General features: G+C 51.5%; 19 protein-coding genes. 14 read left to right on the top strand and 5 right to left on the bottom strand.

The window, feature by feature from the left end; translation table 11 throughout:
• Positions 1–105 precede the first annotated feature (105 nt).
• From H6X83_RS11515 to H6X83_RS11475, 9 genes are all read left to right on the top strand, one after another.
• The gene (locus H6X83_RS11515; RefSeq protein ID WP_212506622.1) at positions 106–942 is read left to right on the top strand and encodes a MurR/RpiR family transcriptional regulator; all 837 of its coding nucleotides are present in this window, start codon (positions 106–108) and stop codon (positions 940–942) included.
• Positions 943–1,227: 285 nt separating this feature from the next.
• Entirely contained in the window at positions 1,228–3,105 is a 1,878-nt protein-coding gene (locus H6X83_RS11510) for a beta-N-acetylhexosaminidase (RefSeq protein WP_212506621.1), read from the top strand.
• An 89-nt stretch (positions 3,106–3,194) separates the two neighbouring features.
• Entirely contained in the window at positions 3,195–4,487 is a 1,293-nt protein-coding gene (locus H6X83_RS11505) for an ABC transporter substrate-binding protein (RefSeq protein WP_212506620.1), read from the top strand.
• A 130-nt stretch (positions 4,488–4,617) separates the two neighbouring features.
• Positions 4,618–5,550 carry a carbohydrate ABC transporter permease gene (locus H6X83_RS11500; RefSeq protein ID WP_212506619.1) on the top strand — a complete coding sequence of 311 codons (933 nt, stop codon included), beginning with the start codon at positions 4,618–4,620 and terminating at the stop codon, positions 5,548–5,550.
• Positions 5,551–5,553: 3 nt separating this feature from the next.
• The gene (locus tag H6X83_RS11495) at positions 5,554–6,411 is read left to right on the top strand and encodes a carbohydrate ABC transporter permease (protein ID WP_212506618.1); all 858 of its coding nucleotides are present in this window, start codon (positions 5,554–5,556) and stop codon (positions 6,409–6,411) included.
• 12 nt (positions 6,412–6,423) lie between these two features.
• Positions 6,424–8,589 (top strand): GNAT family N-acetyltransferase, encoded by a 2,166-nt coding sequence (locus H6X83_RS11490; RefSeq protein ID WP_212506617.1) that lies wholly within the window; start codon positions 6,424–6,426, stop codon positions 8,587–8,589.
• A complete protein-coding gene (locus H6X83_RS11485) occupies positions 8,586–10,106 on the top strand; it encodes a DUF4127 family protein (protein ID WP_212506616.1) in 1,521 nt (506 codons plus the stop codon). Before H6X83_RS11490 ends, H6X83_RS11485 begins: the two co-directional genes overlap by 4 nt.
• Positions 10,103–10,825 carry an N-acetylmannosamine-6-phosphate 2-epimerase gene (locus H6X83_RS11480; RefSeq protein ID WP_212506615.1) on the top strand — a complete coding sequence of 241 codons (723 nt, stop codon included), beginning with the start codon at positions 10,103–10,105 and terminating at the stop codon, positions 10,823–10,825. The genes H6X83_RS11485 and H6X83_RS11480 overlap by 4 nt, the downstream gene beginning before the upstream one ends.
• A 296-nt stretch (positions 10,826–11,121) precedes the next feature.
• Positions 11,122–11,304 carry a hypothetical protein gene (locus H6X83_RS11475; protein WP_212506614.1) on the top strand — a complete coding sequence of 61 codons (183 nt, stop codon included), beginning with the start codon at positions 11,122–11,124 and terminating at the stop codon, positions 11,302–11,304.
• A gap of 97 nt (positions 11,305–11,401) precedes the next feature.
• Here H6X83_RS11475 and H6X83_RS11470 read toward each other — a convergent pair whose 3' ends face one another.
• Positions 11,402–12,283, bottom strand: coding sequence for an ROK family protein (locus tag H6X83_RS11470; RefSeq protein ID WP_212506613.1), 882 nt, complete (start codon positions 12,281–12,283; stop codon positions 11,402–11,404).
• A gap of 188 nt (positions 12,284–12,471) precedes the next feature.
• On the opposite strand from H6X83_RS11470, the gene H6X83_RS11465 reads away from it, so the two are divergent.
• The 3 genes from H6X83_RS11465 to H6X83_RS11455 all read left to right on the top strand — a co-directional run bounded on the left by H6X83_RS11465 (position 12,472) and on the right by H6X83_RS11455 (position 15,609).
• A complete protein-coding gene (locus H6X83_RS11465; RefSeq protein WP_212506612.1) occupies positions 12,472–12,768 on the top strand; it encodes a hypothetical protein in 297 nt (98 codons plus the stop codon).
• Between the two features lie 13 nt (positions 12,769–12,781).
• The gene (locus tag H6X83_RS11460) at positions 12,782–13,234 is read left to right on the top strand and encodes a phage holin, LLH family (protein WP_212506611.1); all 453 of its coding nucleotides are present in this window, start codon (positions 12,782–12,784) and stop codon (positions 13,232–13,234) included.
• A 203-nt stretch (positions 13,235–13,437) separates the two neighbouring features.
• Complete coding sequence (locus tag H6X83_RS11455; protein ID WP_212506610.1) at positions 13,438–15,609, top strand: beta-glucosidase; 2,172 nt, start codon at positions 13,438–13,440, stop codon at positions 15,607–15,609.
• Between the two features lie 89 nt (positions 15,610–15,698).
• Here the strand turns inward: H6X83_RS11455 and H6X83_RS11450 are convergent, their stop codons facing one another.
• Genes H6X83_RS11450 through H6X83_RS11435 form a run of 4 tightly spaced genes read right to left on the bottom strand, consistent with a single transcriptional unit; the run spans position 15,699 to position 18,194 of the window.
• Complete coding sequence (locus H6X83_RS11450) at positions 15,699–16,313, bottom strand: ABC-2 transporter permease (RefSeq protein ID WP_212506609.1); 615 nt, start codon at positions 16,311–16,313, stop codon at positions 15,699–15,701.
• Between the two features lie 37 nt (positions 16,314–16,350).
• Complete coding sequence (locus H6X83_RS11445; protein WP_212506608.1) at positions 16,351–16,959, bottom strand: ABC-2 transporter permease; 609 nt, start codon at positions 16,957–16,959, stop codon at positions 16,351–16,353.
• Positions 16,956–17,816 (bottom strand): ABC transporter ATP-binding protein, encoded by an 861-nt coding sequence (locus H6X83_RS11440; RefSeq protein ID WP_212506607.1) that lies wholly within the window; start codon positions 17,814–17,816, stop codon positions 16,956–16,958. Before H6X83_RS11440 ends, H6X83_RS11445 begins: the two co-directional genes overlap by 4 nt.
• 3 nt (positions 17,817–17,819) lie before the next feature.
• Positions 17,820–18,194 carry a GntR family transcriptional regulator gene (locus tag H6X83_RS11435; RefSeq protein ID WP_212506606.1) on the bottom strand — a complete coding sequence of 125 codons (375 nt, stop codon included), beginning with the start codon at positions 18,192–18,194 and terminating at the stop codon, positions 17,820–17,822.
• Between the two features lie 142 nt (positions 18,195–18,336).
• Between H6X83_RS11435 and H6X83_RS11430 the strand changes: the two genes are divergently transcribed.
• Complete coding sequence (locus H6X83_RS11430; RefSeq protein ID WP_212506605.1) at positions 18,337–19,035, top strand: hypothetical protein; 699 nt, start codon at positions 18,337–18,339, stop codon at positions 19,033–19,035.
• A gap of 333 nt (positions 19,036–19,368) precedes the next feature.
• A complete protein-coding gene (locus H6X83_RS11425; protein WP_212506604.1) occupies positions 19,369–21,990 on the top strand; it encodes a cation-translocating P-type ATPase in 2,622 nt (873 codons plus the stop codon).
• Positions 21,991–22,001: the final 11 nt, after the last annotated feature.

The following is a 22,001-nucleotide window of genomic DNA, read 5'->3' as shown; positions in this document are numbered from 1 at the left end:
GGTGTGCCGCGCGGTTTTCGGAGCAATTCGGGGACAGTGAGGCCTTCAAAATGTTTGCATTTTGAATGGCCTTTTTATATGTAAAGGTAGGAGGACAGTGTTGAGATGTATCAGAGTGCAGTGAAACAGCGCATCCTGAGTGTAAAGGAAGAATTTACACCAGTGGAGAACAGCCTGGCAGATTTCTTTTTGCACAATACCAAGCAGATGGACTTTTCCTCTAAAAATCTTTCTAAGGTTCTGTATGTGTCGGAAGCTGCGCTGTCCCGTTTTGCAAAAAAATGCGGTTACAAGGGGTACCGTGAGCTGATTTTCAGCTATCAGAATGATTTGGCACAGGAAACAGATGAGCCGGATGTCAGCAAGATGGCACAGGAGGTACACGACCGCTACTGGGAACTGCTGCAGCATGCTTTTTCCATGCTGGACGAAGTGCAGGTGGCGCGGGTTGCCGGGTTGATGAGCGGCAGCCGGCGTGTCTTTGTTTACGGAATGGGCAGTTCCGGCTTCGCAGCGCAGGAGTTTCAGTTGCGTTTTATGCGGCTGGGGCTTGCGGTAGAGGCCATTACAGATCCGCAGATGATGCGCATGAATTCAGCAGTTCTGGATGCGGAAGATATGGTGGTTGGCATTACCTTGAGCGGAAAGACCAAAGAGGTGCTGGAAAGCCTGCATCTTGCCAAAGCCAATCATGCACGCACGGTGCTGTTGACCGGGCTGACCAGGCTTGCGGCAGATGGCCTTTATGATGAAGTGCTTGCTCTTGCCGCGGTGGAAGGGTTAGATACCGGCGCAATGATTTCCCCGCAGTTTCCTGTTCTGGTGATCATGGACATGCTTTACACCTATTTTCTGGAAAGCGACATCAGCCTGAAGACCAAAAAACATCAGGAAACGTTGGAAGCCCTGCAGCGGGAACACTGGCGCCACGGTAAGGAATGAATGTAAAAATAAATGAGCCATGCAGTTTGCAATGCATAATCCTGCATTACAAACTGCATGGCTTCTTTTTGCGTTTGCAGAGCAGACAAGGAGGAAAAAACATCATACATTTATATTATTAAGTTTATTAAGTGAAAAAGCTATAAAAATTAACAACTGTATGGATGCACTTTCAATAATCCGACGAAACAGAAAGAGATTTGCAACTACTTTCAGGATGGCCAAAATGCATTGCAATGCCACGAATGGCTTGTTATAATACAGTTGTTCTACGGAGGAATGCACATGAACAGTTTACAGTATGCAGATTTGAAGGAGGCACACATCGTGAAAATTAATCCTGCCGGCTGCGACAGTACAGCGCAGTTTTTACTAAAAGAGGAACAGCCGGAACTTGGGTTGCAGCTTTGCGAAGAAGGCCTTACCCTTCTGGCGAAGAAAACAGATGAGCCCGGCTTTACCGCACAGGAAAAGGATGGCACCGTTACAATGGAGTACGGCAGCCGGGTCGATTTCTGCAGAGCTTTGGCAGCACTGTGCGCACGGGAGGGTCAGACTGGCTGGCAGCTTCACGAAAGCTGTGTGTTTGAAGATTTCGGCGTAACGCTGGACTGTTCACGCAACGCAGTCATGAAGCTGGAAGAACTGCATCACTTTCTGCGGCTTGCCGCGCTCATGGGTTACCGCTTTGCCGGACTGTATATGGAAGACACCATAGCCATTGACGGTGAACCGTGCTTTGGCAACATGCGCGGTGCGTATACCAGTGAGGAACTGCAGGAACTTGACTGCTACGCCCAGTCGCTTGGCATCGAACTGCGTGCCTACGTGCAGACGCTGGCGCACATTAACCAGATTACCCGCTACGAAACCTACGCGCCGATTATCGACACCGATGACATCCTGCTGGTGGGGGATGAGCGCACCTACAAATTGCTGGACCATCTGCTTGGCACAGTTTCCAAAAGCATCCGCAGCCGAAAAATCAACATCGGTATGGATGAAGCGCACATGGCTGGCCTTGGCAAATATCTGGATCAACACGGTTATCACAAGCGCACAGAAGTGCTGCTGGAGCATTTGAACCGCGTTCTGGAGATTTGCCGGAAGTATGGTTTTCAGGTGCAGATGTGGAGTGACCTGTTTTTCCATCAGGTAAATGGGCAAAATCATCTGGATACCGAAAACTTGCCGAAAATTCCGCCGGATGTGGAGCTTGCCTACTGGGATTATTACTCCAGTGACAAGGAACATTATAAAGAGATGCTGCGGCAGCACCGGCTGATGACCAACCATGTGGCCTTTGCGGGCGGTGCGTGGAAGTGGACGGGATTTACGCCGCACAACCACTACAGCTTTGAAACCGGAAAAGCTGCACTTGCAGCCTGCAGGGAAAGCAATGTGCAATCCGTTGTAATTACCACGTGGGGTGACAACGGCGCGGAGACCAGTATGTTTGCAGTGCTGCCCGCGCTTTATGTGGATGCACAGCTTGCTTACGAAGCACCGGAGGATTTGGAGCGTTTTCGCTGCATTACCGGCACGGCTATGGGGGATTTCTTAAAAATTGACCTGCCCTGTCATTTCTCCGAGCGCGGTGGTATCCACAACAATGCCAGTAAGTATTTGCTGTATCAGGATGCATTGTTTGGTACCTTCGATTCCGCGGTTTCCAAAGGAATTTCAAATTTTTATGCACGCGCGGCAGAGCAGCTGGAAGCGATAAAAGCTGCCCCAAAGTTTGGGTATCTGTTTGAAACGCAGATGCAGTTGTGCCGGGTGCTTTCCAACAAAGCGGAGCTGGGCCGTGAAATCTATGATGCCTACCACACCGGTCAGCGCGACCACCTGGAAGAAATCGCCGAGGAAGTATTTCCGCAGATGCTCAAAGACCTTGCTGCTTTTCAGCAGGCGTTCCGGCGGCAGTGGATGCGTGAAAACAAACCGTTCGGATTTGAAGTGCAGACCATTCGTCTGGGCGGACTGGACGCACGTCTGCGGGAAGTGCAGGCAGTGCTGCGCGGATATCTGCATGGGGAATTGGACAGCATTGCAGAACTGGATGTACCTCACATTCCGTCTTCCTATTTTGAAGAGCAGGATATTGAAAAGCTCAATTATAATCTTTGGAGCGTGATCGTAAGCCCCAGTGTGATAGGGTGATCCTTTAACAGGATTCGGAAAACGTTTTTCGCTTTCCTGAAAATACAGTTCAGCAGTTTCACTCAACAGTTTAAAGGAGGAACAAGATTATGAAAAAGATAATGAAACGAGTCCTTGGTGTGACCATGGCCGCAGCCATGACCGCCACCATGCTGACAGGCTGCAGCGGCGGTACAACCGCTTCCGGTGCAGGCTCCGGCAAAGCATCCGGTACCGCGGCCGGCGAAAAAACAAAGATTGAGTTTTGGACGATTTCTTTGCAGCCGACCTTTACTAATTTCTTCAATGATTTGATCAAGAAATACGAAAAAGCCAATCCGAATGTCACTGTCAACTGGGTTGACCTGCCGTACGAATCCATTCAGCAGAAGCTGGTTACTGCAACCGCAGGCGGCACTTCTCCGGATGTTGTAAACCTGAACACCCAGATGACCCTGACACTGGCAGGTAAAAAAGCATTGGTCGATTTGGAAAAGGAAGCTTCCGCAGAACAGCGCGGCATTTACATTAAGAGCCTGTACGACTCTACCCGTATTGGTGATTCGGCTTATGCATTCCCGTGGTATGCTTCTCCGAATATCATGTTTTACAACAAAGACCTGTTCAGCAAAGCCGGCATTAAGGATGTACCGAAAGAGTACCAGAAAGCATTTGATGACGCTAAGACCATGAAGGAAAAGACCGGTGCGTACCTTTACAATCCGCCGGAGTTCTTTAACCTGCTGTTTGAAGAAGGCATTCCGGTGCTCAAGAGCGATAACAGTGCCGCTGCTTTCAACACAGATGATACGGCTAAGCTTATCAACAACTTTAAGACGGTGACCGACAAAGGCTATCTGCCAAAGACAAACTGGGGCAACTGGGACAATGAACTGAAGCTGTTTGAGACCCAGAAACTTGCAATCGTTAGCTCCTCCGGTTCTTCCCTGACCCGTATCAAGGACGAAGCACCGGACATTTACAAGAAGATCGGTGTTGCAGAACCGCTTACCGGCAGCAAAGACCTCAGCCGCAACGCATTGATGAACCTGGTTGTTCCGGCTAAGAGCAAGAACCATGAAGAAGCCATTAAGTTCGCCGCCTACATTACCAACGACGAAAACCAGCTCGCGTTCTGCAAGCAGACCGCAATTTTCCCCTCCACCACCAAGGCAAGCGAGGACAGCTACTTTACCTCTGACACCAGCACACTGGAGGGTCAGGCACGCAACATTTCCGCAAAGGTCAGCAAAACTTCCGAAGATTACTCCCTCGGTGTAGAAGGCCAGGGCGACATTCAGGATGCAGTCAACAAGATTTACGAAGCTACCATTACCAGTGGTCAGGATGTATCCGCTGCACTGAAGAACGCTGAAACAAAGGTCAATTCTCTGCTGAAGTAAGCGGAAGTCTCTGTCCGCATGCGGGCAGCTCAAGCAAAGGCTTTTACAGACGCAGAGCAATATTAGTTTTGACAATCTGTTTCAGGCGCCTGGGTGCTTGAAACAGATTGTTTTATCAGGAGGTATTTTTATGAGGACTACAAGCACCGCAAATGCTGTGACGCCGCCCAAAAGCTCACGGCGGCTGCTAAAAACGTCCGCTGCACGGGAAACGCTGCGTGCATACCTGTTTATGGCACCGGCACTTATCATGCTGGCAATCTTTGTGTTCGCACCGATTGTCGGCAGCCTGCCGCTGATGTTTATGGACTATTCCGTACTGGGTGAAACCAAATTCGTGGGGCTGCAGAACTTTCAGGAGGCCTTTGCGGACCGCGACTTCCAGATTGCCATGGTCAACACGATTATTTTCATCGTGGTGGTGCCAATCATCCAGATTCTTTCTATTTTGCTGGCAGTCCTTGTAAACCGGAAGATTCGCGGCATTACCGTGTTTCGTACACTGTTCTACATTCCTGTGGTTACTTCCATGGTGGCTGTTTCCATCATGTGGGGTTTCATCTTTGACCCGAACGGCCTCATTAACACCCTGCTGCTGAATGCGGGTGCGATTAAAACACCGCTGGGCTTTTTGAACGACAGCAAAACCGCCATGCTGTGCATTATGTTTATTACGATTTGGCAAGGCCTGGGCTACTACATGATGATGTACCTTGCCGGCCTGCAGTCCGTTCCGCACGATGTTGAGGAAGCGGCCATGGTGGACGGCGCGAACCCGGTGGTAGCGTTCTTTAAGGTAAAGCTGCCGCTGCTCAAGCCCTACATCTGGTTCTGCACGCTGAACTCTGTTATTTCCGCAGTCGGTGTGTTTGACGCAGTGTTCGTGCTGACCAAGGGCGGCCCGGATAACGCAACAATGGTTATCAACTACTATTCCTATATAAAGGCATTCAATGACTTCCAGTTTGGCTACTCTGCTGCCATTGGCTTCATTCAGGCACTGGTCACTGGTGTTTTCAGTATCTTTGTATTCCTGTACGGCAAAAAATCAGAGGAGGACTGACAGATGAAAAATGCAGTAAATACCGCAGTGATTCACCGGCGGCGCAAAGGCGCTAAGATTGTAAAGATGATTTTAACGTACTTAATGCTTGTTCTGATTGCAGTGGTCTGTGCGGGTCCGTTCCTCTGGATGCTGAGTGCTTCTTTCAAATCCGGTCAGAACATCTATGACCTGAACTTCCTGCCAACTGCGCCGACGTTTGACAATTACCTTGGCGTGTGGAATTTCCTTTCCGTACCGCAGTACCTGATGAACACCGTGATTATGACCGTGGCGAGCATTGCACTGGACGTAGTGTTTTCCGCGCTGTGTGCTTACCCGCTGGCCTGTATGAAGTTTAAGGGCAAAAACGCGATTATGAGCCTGCTCATTGCTTCCATGATTATTCCGGCGGCAGCAGGCATGGTCATTAACTACCTGACCATTTCTTCCGCACATCTGCTCAACACACTGACCGGCGCGATTATCCCGGGTGCTGTTAAGGTTTTCAGCATCATTTTGCTGCGGCAGGCGTACTTGGGTGTGCCGAAAGAGCTGATTGAAGCTTCCCGTATTGACGGCGCACGTGAAACACGTATCTGGGGACAGATTATGGTGCCGGGCATTATGCCGACCATCAGCACAGTCGTTATCTTTGACTTCATCAGCAAGTGGAATGAATTCCTGTGGCCTGTCATTGTTCTGCAGGATCCCGCAAAGTATCCGCTGGCAACCGCTTTGCAGTATCTGAACGGCTCCTTTAACTACAAATTTGGCTACATTGCTGCTGGCGCTATTATTTCGATTATTCCGGTTATCATTGTATTTGTCCTTTGCCAGAAGAACTACATTGAGGCCGTCAGCGGCGCAATCAAAGGATAAGGAGAGGCTTGTATGTACCCGGAATATTATGTATGGATTGAGATTCAGGCAAACAAAGAGGCCATCCGGAATCCGGAGCGCTTTCGCAGCGAAATGCAGAAGTGCGCACGCGCCGGCATCGGCTCTGTAATTCTGAGCGTAAAAGACACCAGCGGCTTTGCCATTTACAACAGTCACCTAGCCCCGCACTATGCGGAGTATGACCCTGCTTTTGAAGCGGGCACGGACTACCTCGCGCAGTGTCTGCAGATTTTGAAAGAACTTGGAATGCGCTGCTATGTTTCCATTGATGTTTTTGCAGAGGGCAACAAAAAGCATCCGCATCCCGAAATGAACGGGCTGAAGCATCCGGACTGGCAGACCACCGTTTATGGACTGGACACAGCCGGAAACAGCCGCCTGCAGTCGGTGACCGACGCCACGCCTTTGCAGACACTGGGCAGTATCGATGACTTTGGCGAAGTTTTTGTAAATCCGGCAAATGAGGAAGTGTGCGGCTACGCGCTTTCCCTGCTGGATGAACTGATGGACAATTACGAAATTGACGGCATTGCACTGGACCGCGTGCGTTACGTTGGGTTAAGCTCCGATTTCGGAGCATTGACGCGCGAAAAGATGGAAGATTTTTTGGGCAGACCATGCGCGGCATGGCCCGAATCTATTTACAAACTGGTCAGCGGCGAAAACGGTCTTGAGCTGCAGCCGGGCGAGGATTTTGGCAGCTTTCTGGAATTCCGTGCGCAAACCGTTAAGCACTTTATGGAACAGGTGCGCACGCATGTAGACGAACGAAACGGTAAAATCCGTTTTCTGGATTATACAGGTTCATGGTATCCGCTTTACCATCAGGTCGGTGCGAACTGGGCTTCCTCGCAGTATGTGCCAAAGGATGAGTACCCCTGGGTGGACGCGGAAGCTTACAGCAGGACAGGTTATGCACAGCTGCTGGATGGTTTGCTTTCCGGATTCTATTATCCAGAGGTAAGTGAAGCGGAAGCTGCCGCAAACGGCAGACCTGCTTGGTGGTACAGTGTAGAGGGTTCCGCACGCATGGCGGCGCAGGTAACAAAAGGCGCAGTCCCGGTAACGGGCGGACTGTTTTTGCAGCAGTATACAGATGACCTTCCTGCAATGACTGATGCTGTGCATATGTGCTTTGAACGCTCCAGTGGCTGCATGCTGTTTGACCTTTCTTATCTGGAAGAAAACAACTGGTGGCCGCTGGTGGGAATGGATGCCGAAACTGTGCCGCAGCTTTCCCTGCTGCGCCGGGAAGACATCTCACGGCTGGGTGCCCTGTGGGGGCGCTGCTTCCCGCCGGAATTTGCCGTAACGCAAAACGTGCTTACAGAACGCATTTTCGGGGACGGCGATTATTGCGAAGAAGCGTCTTTCGTGCTGAAAAAGCAGGACGGAACGCTGATTGGCGCAGTTGTGGGCAAGGTTTTCCACGAAGATGTGGATATTTATCAGGATGCCGGCTGCCTGAGCGCATTGCTGGTGGAACCCGCGCTCCAGGGGCGCGGGTTTGGTACACAACTGTTCTTTGCCTGCGAAAAGGCGCTGCAAAAAAACGGCGTAAAGAAAATTTTCCTTGGACAGGAGTTCAGCAATTTCTTCTCCGGTATTCCCGCTCCAACGCCAGAAAAGCTGCGGTTCTTTGCAAACCTTGGCTGTACCAATAATTTTGAAGACCACTATGACCTGACTGCGGATATTGTACACAATGCATGGATTGATGATTTCGACACACTGCCGTTTGAAAAAAAGTTTTCAACAGAACAGCTGTGCCCGGTGGAAAAAGAAGCGCTCTTTGCGTTTTTGGACAGGGAATTTCCGGGCCGCTGGGCGCTGGAAGCACGTGAGCAGCTGGCACTTGGCGGACAGGAGCCGTACTTCGTTGTCATGAAGGACAAAGCAGGGCAGATACAGGGTTTCTGCCATGTTTCTGTTACTGAGGACGGTTACGGCGGGCTTGGCCCCATCGGTATCGCAAAAGCGGTGCGCGGCCACAGCGCCGGAGACTACATTCAGCGACAGTCATTGGTGCATCTGCGCTCACTGGGCGCAAAGGAAATCTGCATTGACTGGACCATACTGAAAGATTTTTACGGAAAGTTCGGCTTTCAGCCGGTGAGAACCTACCGCGGAAGCTATAAGCAGGTGCATGAAAAATGAAAAAGAAAATTGTATTTTTACCGCTTGATGAACGTCCCTGCAATTATGCTTTTCCGGAAAAGCTGTTTTCACATGGTGATTTCCAAATCGTAAAGCCGGAAAAACTGGGAAATAAAAAGGAACCTGCCGATGTGCATGCATTAGCAGATTTCCTGAAAAAAGAATGCAGGGGCGCACAGGGACTGGTCGTTTCCATTGATATGCTGCTGTACGGTGGGCTGGTGCCGTCCCGGCTGCACCACAGCGAAGCGGCACAGCTTACAAAGCTGGCGGCGGTTCTGCGAAAAGTGCGGCAGGAAAATCCGGATATTTTAATTTACGGTTTTCAGTGCATTATGCGCTGCCCCAGTTACTCCAGCAGTGACGAGGAGCCGGATTATTATGAACACAGCGGCGCGCTGATTCATCAGGCGGGTGAAGCGCTGCACCGCAGCCGGCTTGGATTGTGCCAGGAGCAGCAGCTGAAGTCTGTGCTGAAAAAGATTGACGAAAAGGAACTGACCGATTATGTTTCCCGCCGAGAGTGCAACCGCGAGATGAATTACCTGATGATCCGCTATGTCAAAGAGGGTATCCTCGACATGCTGATTATTCCGCAGGACGATTCCGCCGCTTATGGCTATGCTGCCATGGATCAGCAGGATGTGCGGGAAAAAATTATGCAGGAGCACTTGCAGACCAAAATTCTCATGTACCCCGGCGCGGATGAAGTAGGCATGACGCTCTTGTCCCGCATGGTGAACCATATGAGTGGCACCAAGCCAAAGGTGTATGTGAAGTACGCCAGTGAGGGTGCCAAAAGTGTGCTGCCAATCTATGAGGGCAATTCGCTGGATAATACCATCCGTTACCAGATCCTTGCCGCGGGATGCCAGTTTGCGGATACCTATGAATCTGCGGACATTATTTTAGCAGTCACAGCACCCGCGGAGAAAATTGAAGAAGCGGTCAACCAGCCATCCACAGCAAAGGGCTATTGCGTGGAGCGCTGCATGCCGGAATTGCTTGATTTTCTCTGCGAACGTGTAAAAGAGGGAAAAATCGTCACCATTGCAGACAATGCTTACGGCAACGGCGGGGAACTGCAGCTGATTAGTATGCTGAACGCCTGCGGCCTGCTGGACAAAGTGGCAGGTTATGCAGGTTGGAATACCTCTGCCAACACACTGGGAACCGCCATTGCGGAGGGTGTGGATGTTTTTCACAGCGGCTGTACGCCGGAGCATCAAAACTTTCTGGCAGAACGCTACATTGAGGATGCCGGCTACTGCGCGCTGGTGCGCTGGCAGGTGAACGGCGTGCTGGAAAAGTACGGAATGAACTACTTTGACGTTCAGGAGCAGCAGGGTACTGTCAGCAAACTTGTTTTTGATGGCCTTGAGGCATTTATACGGGAATATATGCCCACGATTTCGCAGAAAGTCAAGCTCCAAAAAGTGTGGATGCCATGGCGCCGGATGTTTGAGGTCGGCGTGGAAGCAGTCTATACGGATACAAGGAAGGGAGAACAGTCATGAAAACAAAGGAAGAGATCCTGCACGCACTGTGCGGAGGGCTGATTGTTTCCTGTCAGGCACTGCCGGAGGAGCCGCTGCACAGCTCCTATATCATGGGGCGAATGGCCTATGCAGCGATGCAGGGCGGCGCGGTCGGCATTCGTGCCAACACACCGGAGGATATTCATGAGATTAAGAATACGGTAGATTTGCCGGTGCTTGCGCTGTACAAAAAGGACTACGCGGATTCTGCTATTTACATTACACCGACGGAGGAAGAAGTCGACCTGCTGGCTGCGGAGCACCCGGAGGTAATCGCCATGGACGCAACCAACCGTCTGCGCCCCAACGGTGAAACACTGGATTCCTTTTTTGCCCGTATTCGTGCAAAGTACCCCGAGCAGCTGTTCATGGCGGATTGCGCGACCTTTGAAGAGGGCGTACATGCGCAGGAAATCGGCTTTGACATTATCAGCACCACACTGTGCGGATATACGGAAAACACCAAGGATACACCGCTGCCGAACCTGCAGCTTGTGGGCCGGTTGGTAAAAGAGCTGGAGATTCCGGTCATTGCGGAAGGCGGTATTTGGGAAGCCGAGGATTTGAAGCGCGCGTTTTCTGAAAACGCTTTCGCTGCGGTTATCGGTACCGCGATTACCCGCCCGCGTGAGATTACCCGCCGCTATGTGCAGGCAATTCAGAGTCTGCACGACTGTCATGAATGCATGCGTGCCTGAACAGACAGCAAAACAAGAGAAAACCGCATTTTGTATTCAGGAGAATTAACCTTAATCGCTTTTTAAGGAAAGCACGGAAAGCAAAAAAAGACCGCACCGCATGGAAAACCTGCGGTGCGGTCTTTTTTGCAAAGTTGAAAAAGTGTCCGGAACGGGTGTGCGGGCATATTATGGACTGCAGTCGTAAAGAATCGAATTTTGTGCGCCGGAATTTTCCGGCGGCTTTGCGGTTGGTAAGTGCGGCGACCGTTGTTCATCCGGAAAGTTTTCGGACAACAGGGAGGAGTGAAATCCTGATGAGAACCTGTGTAAAAGTCTGTGCAAAACAGTCCTGCAGCAGATGGCAGCCGCCAATGCGGACGTACAGTGGCAGTAAAGAGAACCTGCACGAATCCATTGGGTTAATTAAGCAGTGGTACTGCAACTGCTGGCGCTTTACGGCGGAAGCCCGCGGCTTGGCATGCAGAAGGCATATTTAGGTTCCGACTTTATGCGCAGCGGCATAGTAATGGGATAAATGAAAAGTGAAACGGACTGCCGCAGCAATATTTGCACGGCAGTCCGTTTCTGCATCATTCAAAGTATTTCTGCAAGATGAACAGCACCCAGCAGTCCGGCGGTGTTGCCAAGTGCTGCACGCTCGATGCGAACCGCGCGGTGGTTTGGCATTAGGTACTGCGGCAGCTTTTCGCGGATGAGGGGCAGAATCAGCGGCGCGTCCATCACACCGCCGCCGAGGACGATGCACGGCGGGTTAAACGCGTGGATGAGGGACACCAGCCCCCAGACAATTTCATCAATCCAGTCCAACACAATTTGTTTTATCTGCACATCCTCCAATCGGGAGAAAATCTCGCGGCCGGAAAGGGAAAAGCCAGTGCTTTCCTGCACACGGCGGCACAGCGCCCCTGTGGAAGCATACGCTTCGTAGCAGCCGTGCCCGCCGCAGGTGCAGGGCAGCCCGCCCGCATGGGTGAGGATGTGCCCAAATTCTCCGGCAGCACAGGAGCTGCCGTGAAAAATTTCACCGTCATGCACAATCGCACCGCCAATGCCGGTGCCGTAGGTCAGGCACAGAAAGCTGCCGCTGTCTTTGCCTGCGCCGAAAAAGGCTTCGCCGAGTGCGGCGGAATTTACGTCGTTTTCCACAGCGGTTGGTACGCCAAAAGTCTGCTCTAGCAACTTTTTCACCGGTGTGCCGGTGTAGCCGGGCAGATTGTCCGTCGCAAACAGAATAGAGCCGGAAACAGGGTCGACTTGGCCGGCAGTGCTGACTGCAATGCGGTCAAAGCGGCCCATGTTCGCCAGAATCTGTTTTACGGTGTTCATAAGCGTTTCCGCACCGAGCGAAGCATTGGTCGGTGTTTCAGAAATATCGTTTTTCGTGAGGGGCGTACCGGCGGTGTAAAGGCAGGATTTCACTGCGGTTCCGCCAATGTCCAGTGCGGCGATTTTCAAAAAAGAGCACCTCCTGCGGGAAAATTGTTTTCAATTTATTATCGCGCAAAAATGCCTGCCTTGCAAGGCATTGCGGCATTTTGAAGCTACTTTCCGTTTTCGGAGAAACAGCAAAAGTTTTTTCAGAATTAGCCGCCGGGGGCTAATTTTCCTCCGGCTTTCCGCGGTGAAGCAGAGGGGGTGAAAACATGGAGCAGGATACACAGCCGGAAACCGCGCTGGTGGCTTTGCAAAGTGCCAAGGCGGCACACCACCGGCTGGACCGTTTGGAGGAGGACGTCAAGGATGTTCATTTGCTTGCGGAAGCAATGGCGGCAACACAGAAAGAGATGGAGAACATGAAAACGGACATGGGAGAAGTAAAGCAAAGCCTTTCCATTTTGACCGAACAGCCGGGCGGCCGGTGGGGTCAGCTGGTGAACGCGGTGATTAGTGCGGTTTCCACCGGATTGGTTGGTGCGGTACTGGTATTAATTTTAAAGTAGGGAGGAAAACAGAATGAGTATTACAACCGCAGTGGTGGTTGTGGCGGCGGCAGTTTGTTTGGTGGCAATCTGCTGGCTGGTGCATGCCCTTTCCAAAGATGGGGTGAAGCTGCAGAGCGGCTTGAAAGCCGCCGGAACGGTGGCAGATGCCGCGGACAAAATCACCGATGCTTTAAAAACGGTTATGCCGGACAGCCAAGCGGTACTGCTGATTGACAAAATCGTAGATTACGCGAAAATTGGCGTGCAAGCGGCGGAGCAGTTGGCTAAGAGCGGGCAAATCAACGCGGATGCCCGCAAGCAGACCGCGACGGATTATATTCTGTCTGTGCTGAAAGCAGCGGGTATTACGGTAACACCGGAAATCCAAACTGCTATCGACGGCGCAGTGGAGTGTGCAGTGGCTTCCTTGCCGGAGTCTAATATTGAGGAGTGCCTGAAGATAAAGGGACTGCTGCCAAAGTAAATAACAAATAGAAAGCTGCCCTGCCGCCTTTGACGGTGGGGCAGCTTTGTGTTTAGAGTAAATTAGGGGATATCTCTAATAATTCCGGTGCTTTTTCTGCAAAAATTCCGATAGGAATCGAGTTGTGCAAACGGTTATAATGATAAAAGAGAAAAACCGGTTCGCCGGCTGAGAAATGTACCAGAAGATTTGGAGGAAGATGTATGACACAAGCAGAGGAAAGCCGGTTTTCGGAACGTGCAAAGGAACTGATTCAGCAGCTGACACTGGAGGAAAAAGTAGGAATGCTGCATGGCGCGCAGCTTTTTTGTACCGCAGGAGTGGAGCGCCTTGGCATTCCGCCGCTGCATATGTCCGATGGCCCCATGGGGGTTCGCAATGAGATTTGCGGCGACCACTGGGAGCCAGTCGGCCTGCCGGACGATTATGTGACCTACTTGCCCAGCAACAGTGCAGTTGCCGCTACATGGAACCGTCAGCTTGCACGTGACACCGGCAAAGTGCTGGGCGAGGAGGCACGCGGACGCGGCAAGGATATGATCCTTGCGCCGGGCATCAACCTGAAAAGAAGCCCTTTGTGCGGCCGCAACTTTGAGTATATGAGTGAGGATCCCTGCCTGACGCGGGAACTTGCGGTGCCGCTGATTGAGGGGATACAGGAATCGGATGTATCGGCATGTGTGAAGCATTTTGCCGTGAACAATCAGGAAACAGAGCGCCTGCAGGTGGATGTGAAAGTCAGTGAACGTGCTCTGCATGAACTGTATCTTCCGGCATTCCGCGCTTGTGCAAAGGTGTCGTATTCCATGATGAGTGCGTACAACCGGCTGGCCGGAGAGTTCTGCAGCCAGAGCAAAGCACTGCTGAATGATTTGCTTCGGCGGCAGTGGCGCTACCACGGCGTTGTGGTTTCAGACTGGGGTGCGGTGCATGACACACAGTTGACAGCGGAAAGCGGACTGGATATCGAGATGTCCGTAACCGATAATTTTGACCAGTATTATTTAGCACGGCCGCTTTGCGAGGCGGTGCGTGCCGGAAAAGTGCCGGAGTACCTGCTGGATGAAAAGATTGAACGAATACTGGTGCTGATGCAGAAACTGCATATGCTGGATGGAGAGGAGCGCAAGCCGGGCTGTTACGACACTGCGGCGCATCAGCTTGCAGCACTGCAGACCGCGCGGGAATCTGTTGTACTGCTGAAAAATGAGGACAATCTGCTGCCGCTGCCGAAAAAGAAGCTGAAAAAACTTTTGGTAATCGGCGACAACGCAATTTGTGCACATGCACCGGGCGGCGGCAGTGCCGAAATCAAAGCACTGTATGAAGTAACGCCGCTGCTGGGCATAAAAAGTGTGTTGGGCGGCAACACCGAAGTCCGTTTTGCGCGTGGCTACTGCCCGGATACAGACGGAGAACAGAACTGCACTAACTGGCAGGCAGACAGCCTGAAGGGAAGTGCGGGAAAGGCACTGAAATCCGTTGTTACTACATTGCGCAAAAAGCGGCGTGCCCTGCGGCATGAGGCGCTTAAACTTGCTGCCGAGTATGAACACGTTGTGCTGGTGTGCGGGCTTACGCACCATCAGGATTCTGAGGGCTCTGACCGCAGCAGCATGGAACTGCCGTACGAGCAGGACAAGCTGATTGCGGAAGTGCTGATGATCAACCCCAAAGCGGTGGTTGTGCTGACCGGCGGTTCTCCCGTGGAAATGGGCAAGTGGCTTTCGAAAGCCAAATCGGTTGTTTGGGGCTGGTATGCCGGCATGGAGGGTGGTCGTGCTCTGGCAGAGGTTTTGTTTGGGGATGTGAACCCAAGCGGCAAGCTGCCGGAAACGTTTGCCAAACGACTGCAGGACTGCCCCGCGCACAGCGTCGGCGAATTCCCCGGCGGCAAAAAAGTTTACTATAATGAAGGTATCTTTGTTGGCTACCGCCACTTTGATACCGTTGCGGTGGAACCGGAGTTCTGCTTTGGTCACGGCCTTTCCTACACAACTTTCCGGTATGACAACCTTGCCGTGAAGCTGCAGGAGAATGAAAAGGAACTGAGTGTGGTGGTTTCCTGTGATGTGACAAACACCGGCGAATATGCCGGCAAGGAAACTGTACAGCTGTATGTGCGTGACCCTGTATGCAGTGTGGCACGGCCCTCTAAAGAACTGCGTGGCTTTCAAAAGCTTGCCCTTGCACCTGGAGAAACCTGCACAGCGAAAATCACGCTGACTGCCGCTGACTTTTCGTTCTATGACTCGCAGCAGCGTGTGTTTGTGGCAGAACCCGGTGAGTACCAGATTTTGGTAGGTGCGTCTTCGCGCGACATTCGTTTGAAAGAATCCGTGCGGACAGTTTATCGTCATACAACAGCGGAATAACCAAGATAAAAAAGAACCGAGCGGCTTATTGAAAAGCTGCCCGGTTCCTTTTTGCTTTTGGGTTTTTAACTTGCGAAAGTTATCAATCTTTATTTCTTGTTTTTATAAAAATGAATGGACAGCAGGATAGAAAGCAGGTGAATTACGGCGACTGCGGTGCAGATGATGCCCATCAGCAGTGTTGAAGAAACGCCGCTGAAAAGTGAAGCAGTATTTCCGCCTATGCCAAACAGACCGCCAACAATTCCGCCAGTTAAGGCGCATAAACCGAGAAACACCAACCGTCCCTTTTCAATGCCGAAGCGGTAAACAAACGGCAGTTCAATGGACAAAAACAGCAGACCAATCAGGGCTCCAAAGCCGACTGCCTGCAGGGTTTCTGCCATGCTGCCGCTTTGGAAAAACGAAACGTTTACAGCACCGCCCAGCAGTGAGATGACAGCGGCACCAAACATCATCAGGTATCCCAGAACATATTTGTCCAGAACGGATGCGGCGCTGGTATAAGGAAGCATACGGGCGAGAGTGTCCCATTTGGAACGCTCGTCATAAGCCAGTGCGGTAAAGGGCAGCATGGCTGCGTAGCCCACAGAGAAAACTGCCATGGAAAAATGCGGTATAAATGCAAATACAACAATTAGCAGCAGAAAAATTTTCATTTGCTTTACAATGACGTAGAAGTCTTTTAGCAGCAGAGCTTTCATGAATAAGTACCCTCCTTTAAAAAACAGTTTGAGCCGGTCAGTCTTCTTTTGTTTTATAAAAATGAATCGATAAGAATACAGAAAAGATGTTCAGAACAACTACAATGATTCCCAGCAAAAGGAGCAGCGAGGGCGTGAACACAACGTTCAGCCTTTCAGAGGAAAGCGCATAGAAAATCAGCAGCATGATTACGATGGTCAGTATCATAACCAGCATCTGCCCTTTTTCCACACCCAGGCGAATCTGCAGCGGCATGCTGAGTGCCAGTACCACAAAGCCGCCAATCAGGCTGGGAATCAGCTTTGTCAGCAGATAATCCGACAGTGCGATTGACTGACCTGTCAGCGGCCCTATCAGCATGGTGCTAAGTGTGCTAAGAAGTGCAGGCAAGCACATGAAAGCATAGCCCAAAATGTACTTTGTCAGAGTAGAATCTATGGGTCGGTAAGGCATGGTGCGCGCCAGTTTATCCCACTTAGACCGCTCATCGCAGGTCATAATGGAGGCAGGGAACATGGCTCCGTAAATAACAGCAAACGAAATCATCGGACCATTGGGAACAGCAGCAAACAGCAGCATTAAAAACAGCAAAATTTTAAATTTACTGCAAAGAATATACCAGTCCTTCAGTAGTAAACCTTTCATTTCAGATGCTCCTTTTTGGCAAGGAATAAGATAATGTCTTCAATATTGGCATAGTCTACTTTTAAGTTGGCAGGTACTTTTTTGCGCAGGACCAGCGCTTCCACACCGCCGTAGTTGGAGGAACGGGTACCGCCCTGAATGACAGAACGCGGCAGTGCGGAAAGCTCTTCTTTACTGCAGTGCAGAACACCATAGGTTTCCAGCAGGCGGTCTTTTTCCTCACAGAACAGCAGCTTGCCTTCGTGCAGGAACGCAATGTAATCACACAACTTTTCCAAATCACTTACGATATGGGAAGACATGAGAATCGAATGCTGTTCATCCCGACGGGTGAAGTCGTTGAAAATATCCAGAATTTCATCGCGGACGATTGGGTCAAGTCCGCCGGTGGCTTCATCCAAAACCAGCAGCTTGGGGTGGTGCGAAAGCGCAACGGCAATGGCAAGCTTCATTTTCATGCCGCGGGAAAAGTCCTTAAAGGCTTTCTTTTCCGGCAGAGAAAATTTCTTTAGGTAGTCAAAGTACAGGAGCTCATCCCAGTTGGTAAAGGTGTACTTCATCACATTGTTTACCTGCTTTGCGGTCAGCATTTCCGGGAAGTTTGCCTCATCCAGCACAACACCGATCTCCTGTTTGACTGCCTCAAATTCGGGAGAAAGATTGTTTTTGCCGAGAACGTTGATTTCGCCGCTGTCCCGGCGGGCAGCATTCATAATCATGCGGATGGTGGTGCTTTTACCGGCACCATTTTCACCGATTAGACCGAGAATGCAGCCTGATGGCAGGTTAAAGCTGACATTGTCCAGAGAAAAATCTTTGTAGTGTTTGCTCAGGTTCTTAATTTCGATTGCGTTCATTGTTTACTCCTCCTTTATTAAAACACGGTACATTTCAGTTAAATCATCAGTTGTCAGGCCACAGGAAGCAGCCAGCGGGGCAATTTGGAGCATCAGCTCTTCAATCTGCTTCAGATTTTCCTCCCGGATGCGCTCAGTGTTCTTTTTGGCAACAAAGCAGCCCTTGCCGGCAACGGTGTAAAGAAAGCCGTCCTGCTCCAGTTCATCGTAAGCACGCTTGGTTGTAATCACACTGATGCGCAGGTCTTTTGCAAGCGCCCGGATAGAGGGAAGCAGGTCCCCTTCATGAAGCTGTCCGGAAAGAATGCCGGCCTTAATTTGTGCATAGATTTGGTTGTAAATCGGCTGGCCTTTTGCGGTGCTGATCAGGATCTCCAAAATACTGCCTCCTTCTGTTCATCACTGTACATACACAGTATACACAGTATTTACAGCCTGTCAAGTCCTTTGTGGATTTTTATTTTCCAAGTATTTGTGGTATACTGTCAAAGAAATGCAAATACAAGGGAGTGTATCCGCAGTGAGCCGAGGCAGACGAAACCGCGACGATATGAATGAAACACAGTATATCCCGCGGGAGGATTTGGACAAAACCGATTATTTTCCAACAAATGAAATAGATTACAATTCACAGGATTATCAGGAGGACGGCTTTAATGTGCCGCAGGACACCGCCCAGTACGATTTGGAGCAGCCGCAGTCTGACTATCCTTATGAGGATGATACGAATTATTACGAGGATCAGCCTCCGGCCAAAGACCCCGGCAGCGGCAGTCGGCCGCTCTGGATAGCGGGCGTTATTGCTGCGCTGGCAGTGGCAGTGCTGCTGATTGTTGTGATTGGGCGTTCCTGCAGTGTGGCACAGGATTCGGCTTCTTCCGTTGTGTCCTCTGCTGCTTCTTCTTCCACAGCCGCGCAGAGTCAGGCACCGCAGCAGGGCGGCAATGACGAAAACAACGGCAACGCCGCAGCACCTGTTCCGGCTGAGAGCAAAGAAGAACAGCAGGCACCGGTACAGCAGCCCGCACAGGAAAGCAAACCGGCAGCCGAAAGCCGGCAGCAGGCAAGTGAAGCGCCTGCCAAGGAAAGCACCGCACCGGAAGCGCCTGCTTCCAGTGAACCGCAGCAGCAGGAAAGTGCCCCGGAGCAGAGTGCCCCGCAGCAGGACGGCGGTATTACTGCAGTGCCGGAGTCGGGTGCCGCTTCCGCCGGGCAGTGAGCAAGTTCTTTGTATAGAAGGTCAACGCGGTGGGAATACTGTTAACTATGCAGAAGTTCAGGTCTTTGCGGATTTTAACGCACAGAAAACAGCAGGATCGCAGTGTGCCGGAATGCTGCCTTGACAGGAACCGAAAATTACCGTATAATAACTCTTGTCTTCTTAAAGGGAGTAGTTTGAAAACATGCCGCCAACATCTCGGCTTTACAGCCTGGCGGTGTGTGCCGATTTCGGTAACAAGACTTTTCGATGACTGTTCATCTTTGCGTGAACGGTTGGCGATAAGTCTTTTTTTGTTGCCTGCCGCACGCGGTAAAAAAAGGAGCGTATCAAATGGCAGACAATTTTTACAGCCTTTCTGTGCAGGAAACCATGCAGAGAGAAAAGACAGACCCGCAGGGCCTTACTGCCGCGCAGGCAGCGGAGCGGCTTGCGCAGTACGGAGCGAATAAGCTGGACGAGGGCAAACGAAAAAGCACGTTCGTGGTGTTTTTGGAGCAGTTTAAAGATCTGCTGGTTGCCATTCTTGCGGTTGCGGCCATCATTTCCATGATTTCCGGTCAGGCGGAAAGCACCATCGTTATTTTTGCCGTGTTGATTTTAAATGCGGTTCTGGGAACGGTGCAGTATGTCAAGGCGGAAAAGTCGCTGGCAGGTCTGAAAGCAATGTCTACTCCAACGGCAAAGGTGCTGCGGGACGGTACACGCATTGAAATCCCATCCGAACAGATTGTACCCGGCGACATGGTTCTGCTGGAAGCGGGCGATATGGTTGTTGCGGACGGGCGTGTGTTTGAAAACTTTTCACTGAAAGTCAATGAAAGTTCCCTGACCGGTGAAAGTGTGGATGTGGAAAAATCCACGGAACCGCTGCAGGCGGAAAAAGTAGCTTTGGGTGACCGGAAAAACATGGTGTTTTCCGGTTCCCTAGTTACTTACGGGCGTGCCTCGGTGATTGTGACCGGCACGGGAATGCATACCGAACTGGGCAAAATTGCTTCCCTGATGAACCAGACACAGCAGCGCCGCACACCGCTGCAGAAAAGCTTGGACGATTTCAGCAAAAAGCTTTCTATTGTCATTATGGCCATCAGTGCGGTGGTGTTTCTGCTGTCAGTATTCCGTTCCGGTATGCCGATCCTCGACTCCCTGATGTTTGCTGTTGCGCTGGCGGTTGCGGCAATTCCGGAGGCACTTTCCTCTATCGTTACGATTGTACAGGCAGTCGGTACGCAGAAAATGGCAAAGCAGCACGCCATTATTAAAGACCTGAAAGCGGTGGAAACGCTCGGCTCGGTTTCGGTTATCTGCTCGGATAAGACCGGTACTTTAACACAGAACCGGATGCGTGTACAGCAGATTTACGCTGACCACGCCATGCTGGACGGCAAGGACCTTGAACTTGCCAATGACCCGCAGCGCCTGCTGCTGAAAACAGCGCTGCTGGCAAGTGACGCAACGTTTGACGAAGCAACCGGCGCTTCCATTGGTGACCCGACAGAAGTAGCACTGGTTCAGCTTGGCGGCCTGTTCGGTGTGGAGGAAACCACTTATCGTGAGCAGCATCCGCGTCTGAAAGAGCTGGCGTTTGACTCTGACCGCAAGCTGATGAGCACCCTGCACTGGATAGAGGGCAAAGCGACCCTGCTGACAAAGGGCGCCATTGATGTACTGCTGCAGCGTTCTACGCACCTGTTTACCAGTGCGGGTGTTGTGCCGATGACAGACGAAGAACGCACCGAAATTCTGCGGGTAAACCACGAGCTTTCCGAGCAGGGGCTGCGTGTGCTTGCCTTTGCCTGCCGGGAACTGCCGGAGGTGCGCGGCCTGACCTTTGACGATGAACAGGACTTTACGTTTATTGGCCTCATTTCCATGATTGACCCGCCGCGTGAAGAATCTGTGCAGGCGGTTGCAGACGCAAAGCGCGCGGGTATCCGCACCGTCATGATTACCGGCGACCACAAGGTGACAGCTTCCGCCATTGCGAAGCAGATTGGCATCTTTGAAGACGGCGACATTGCCGTCGACGGCACGGAGCTGGATGGCATGACGGACGGCGAACTGGACGAAAAGCTGCAGAACATTGCGGTTTACGCGCGTGTTTCCCCGGAACATAAAATTCGAATCGTAACCGCATGGCAGCGGCGCGGATGTATTGTGTCCATGACCGGTGACGGCGTGAATGATGCACCTGCGCTCAAGCAGGCAGACATCGGCGTTGCCATGGGCATTACCGGCACAGAGGTCAGCAAAGACGCTGCTTCCATGATCCTTTCGGACGACAACTTTGCAACCATCGTGAAAGCAGTGGTGAACGGCAGAAGCGTTTTTGCGAATATCAAAAATGCAATCAAGTTCCTGCTTTCCGGCAATATGTCTGCCATTCTGTGTGTACTGTTCACTTCCTTCATGATGCTGCCGGTTCCGTTTGCGCCGGTGCATCTGCTTTTTATCAATCTGCTGACGGACAGCCTGCCTGCGATTGCCATCGGCATGGAGCCTGCCCGCCGCGGCCTGCTTGACCAAAAGCCGCGCGACCCGAAGGAGTCCATCCTGAACCGCAGCCTGCTTCTGAAAATTTTTGGACAGGGGCTGCTGATTGCCGTAGCTGTTATGCTCGCGTTTTACAGTGGATACGGTGCGGGCGGTGCGGCACTTGCCAGCACGATGGCATTTGCAACGCTCACACTGGCACGGCTGTTCCACGGCTTTAACTGCCGCGGCCGCGGCTCTATTTTCCGCCTGAAGTTTACCTCCAATCCATTCTCCCTGCTGGCATTCTTCGCCGGAGTAGGTCTGCTGGCGCTGGTTTTGTTTGTTCCGGCACTGGAGGGACTTTTCCTGGTGGCTCCGCTGACCGGGGAACACGTGATGCAGATCGTTTTGCTTGCGTTTGCACCGACGCTGCTGATTCAAGTGTTTAAAGTGATTCGTGACCGCGTAGAGCGGTAAACATAAAAACT

It is taken from the genome of Caproicibacterium amylolyticum, assembly GCF_014467055.1.
Lineage (GTDB): Bacteria > Bacillota > Clostridia > Oscillospirales > Acutalibacteraceae > Caproicibacterium > Caproicibacterium amylolyticum.
This window is presented reverse-complemented; position numbering and strand designations above follow the sequence as displayed.

Bases quoted from the DNA above. Each gene is read 5' to 3' on its own strand.
- H6X83_RS11515 (WP_212506622.1), top strand. From the start codon at position 106: ATGTATCAGAGTGCAGTGAAACAGCGCATCCTGAGTGTAAAGGAAGAA.
- H6X83_RS11510 (WP_212506621.1), top strand. From the start codon at position 1,228: ATGAACAGTTTACAGTATGCAGATTTGAAGGAGGCACACATCGTGAAA.
- H6X83_RS11505 (WP_212506620.1), top strand. From the start codon at position 3,195: ATGAAAAAGATAATGAAACGAGTCCTTGGTGTGACCATGGCCGCAGCC.
- H6X83_RS11500 (WP_212506619.1), top strand. From the start codon at position 4,618: ATGAGGACTACAAGCACCGCAAATGCTGTGACGCCGCCCAAAAGCTCA.
- H6X83_RS11495 (WP_212506618.1), top strand. From the start codon at position 5,554: ATGAAAAATGCAGTAAATACCGCAGTGATTCACCGGCGGCGCAAAGGC.
- H6X83_RS11490 (WP_212506617.1), top strand. From the start codon at position 6,424: ATGTACCCGGAATATTATGTATGGATTGAGATTCAGGCAAACAAAGAG.
- H6X83_RS11485 (WP_212506616.1), top strand. From the start codon at position 8,586: ATGAAAAAGAAAATTGTATTTTTACCGCTTGATGAACGTCCCTGCAAT.
- H6X83_RS11480 (WP_212506615.1), top strand. From the start codon at position 10,103: ATGAAAACAAAGGAAGAGATCCTGCACGCACTGTGCGGAGGGCTGATT.
- H6X83_RS11475 (WP_212506614.1), top strand. From the start codon at position 11,122: ATGAGAACCTGTGTAAAAGTCTGTGCAAAACAGTCCTGCAGCAGATGG.
- H6X83_RS11465 (WP_212506612.1), top strand. From the start codon at position 12,472: ATGGAGCAGGATACACAGCCGGAAACCGCGCTGGTGGCTTTGCAAAGT.
- H6X83_RS11460 (WP_212506611.1), top strand. From the start codon at position 12,782: ATGAGTATTACAACCGCAGTGGTGGTTGTGGCGGCGGCAGTTTGTTTG.
- H6X83_RS11455 (WP_212506610.1), top strand. From the start codon at position 13,438: ATGACACAAGCAGAGGAAAGCCGGTTTTCGGAACGTGCAAAGGAACTG.
- H6X83_RS11450 (WP_212506609.1), bottom strand. From the start codon at position 16,313: ATGAAAGCTCTGCTGCTAAAAGACTTCTACGTCATTGTAAAGCAAATG.
- H6X83_RS11445 (WP_212506608.1), bottom strand. From the start codon at position 16,959: ATGAAAGGTTTACTACTGAAGGACTGGTATATTCTTTGCAGTAAATTT.
- H6X83_RS11440 (WP_212506607.1), bottom strand. From the start codon at position 17,816: ATGAACGCAATCGAAATTAAGAACCTGAGCAAACACTACAAAGATTTT.
- H6X83_RS11425 (WP_212506604.1), top strand. From the start codon at position 19,369: ATGGCAGACAATTTTTACAGCCTTTCTGTGCAGGAAACCATGCAGAGA.